The sequence below is a fragment of the Synechococcus sp. R6-5 genome, assembly GCF_047461775.1.
Taxonomy (GTDB): domain Bacteria; phylum Cyanobacteriota; class Cyanobacteriia; order Thermostichales; family Thermostichaceae; genus Thermostichus.
Window position 1 is genome coordinate 1 of the sequence record NZ_JANSHV010000263.1, and the last position, 1,899, is coordinate 1,899.

At 61.1% G+C, this 1,899-nt stretch carries 1 protein-coding gene and 1 pseudogene; one reads left to right on the plus strand and one right to left on the minus strand.

Going from position 1 to position 1,899, the window contains the following annotated elements; translation table 11 throughout:
• Window positions 1–371 (plus strand): annotated as a pseudogene (locus NW818_RS12455) (hypothetical protein); the annotation flags it as partial.
• A 256-nt stretch (window positions 372–627) separates the two neighbouring features.
• Here the strand turns inward: NW818_RS12455 and NW818_RS12460 are convergent.
• Window positions 628–1,782 (minus strand): AI-2E family transporter, encoded by a 1,155-nt coding sequence (locus NW818_RS12460; RefSeq protein ID WP_414424728.1) that lies wholly within the window; start codon window positions 1,780–1,782, stop codon window positions 628–630.
• Window positions 1,783–1,899 lie beyond the last annotated feature (117 nt).

The following is a 1,899-nucleotide window of genomic DNA, read 5'->3' on the forward strand; positions in this document are numbered from 1 at the left end:
CCACGCCCACTCCTACTCCGACGCCAACACCCAGCCCGACGCCCACACCCACACCCACTCCGACTCCAACGCCAGAGGCGACGCCCACGCTTGCACCTCGTCGCCAGCCGCGCTTTCAACTGGGCCGCCCCCGTCCGACACCAGAGGGGATCCCGGCTGTTCCAACGCCACCGCCCGTAGTAGCCACTCCCGAACCTGAGCTTACGCCTGAGCCCTCTCCACAACCTGTCCCCACTTCAACTCCCCAGCCTGTGGCTACGCCTTTGCCGCGCGTGACCCCTATCCCTTTCCAGGAGCGGCGGGTGCGACAGCAGGGGTTGCGGCTTTTCCCGCCGGGACTCCACAGTCCAACCTTGCCAGGTGAGCGATAGCGGGACAGAATCCTTGGTTGACAGAATGCCCTTCGCACAGCGGGCCGTGGGCCTCACTGTTTCCCCGATGCCGCTCTGCCTGGGTGCGCAGTTGCCAGTTGTCGCGTTCTCACACCGGTCAAGCGCGAGGAGCGTGGAGCGACGGGAAAGAATCCCCCGGCTCTAGCCGTGGGGAGAACGTCGATTCCTGCCCAATGGAAGGGCCGGTCGTGTGGCTAAGCTGATGGGGTTGAGCCAAGCCAGGAGCATTGCCCCCTCAACCTTCTCGCACCGATTGCGGTCGCGGAATGGGATCCTGGTTTTCCGCCTGGGTGGAGCTTTGGATCCCATTCTCTCCACTTTCCAACCTGAGCAAGGGCCGCAATCGGGATCCCTGCCAGGGATCCAGGACATCCCGAATTAGCACCTCCTGAATCCACACCTGCAGGATTGCCGCCAAAGGCACGGCCAGGAACAGGCCCAGCACCCCAAAGAAAAAGGCTGAAGTAACTTGAGCTACTAGGGTTAGGGCGGGCAGGAGCGACACCTGTCGGGACATAACGATGGGGGTGAAGACGCTGCTTTCCAACTGCTGGATCAGGATATACAGCCCCAGCACTGCCAAGGACTTCCAAGGGGCATCCGTGAGGGCTACCAGCATGGGGGCTACCACGCTTAAGGTGGGGCCGATATTGGGGATGAAGTTGAACAATCCCGCCAGCACCGCATTGGCCAAGATCAGGGGCACCCCCAAAATCCACAGCCCGATCCCACTCAGCAGCATCACCAAGGTGCTGGTAAACAGGATCCCCATCAGCCACCCTCGCAGCGCCAGCTCACAGCGCTTGAGGATGTAGCGAATGCGGGGACGGTAAAAGGCCGGGAAAACCGAGACAAAAGCGCGACTGTAGGCTTGGGGATCCGCCAACAACAAAATGGTGAGGATGATTACAAACAATAGGTTGAGCAGGGTGCCAAAAAAGGCAGTGAAGGACTGGGAGAAAAAGTCGCGCACCTGTCGCACCAACTCGGTGGCCTGGGGCACCAAGCTATTGGCCAATTCCCGCAGCGTCGGCAGCTCAATATCCGTCGGCAAAGAGAGAATCAAGCTCTCGAACAGCCGCTGCGCTTGCACGATCCCGGCGGGCACCCCATCGGTAAACAGCCACCGCAACTGCTCCGCCAGGGGGGGCACCACGATTAGCCCCACCAAGATCGCGGCCACCAAAACCGTCAAACTGGTGATGACAATCGAGGGGCCACGCCGAAAGCCGTAGCGCTGTGGGATCTGGGCCAAGGTATCCAATGCTACTGCCAACACAATGGCCGCGAACACCAACAGCAGGATCTGCCGGATCTGCCAAAGCAGAACTAGCAGGCCCAACAGCGCCCCTAGCCCCAGCCACTGGGCGAAGGTCACCCGCCAGCTCACCTCCTCTCTCGCCCGGTTGTCGCCTATTCTAGATGGGATCCCGACAAGTCCCATCGCTATTCGAGAACCCTGGATGCGCGATCCTGTCCCTTCAGCTAGAAATCGCAGGAGCCCCGC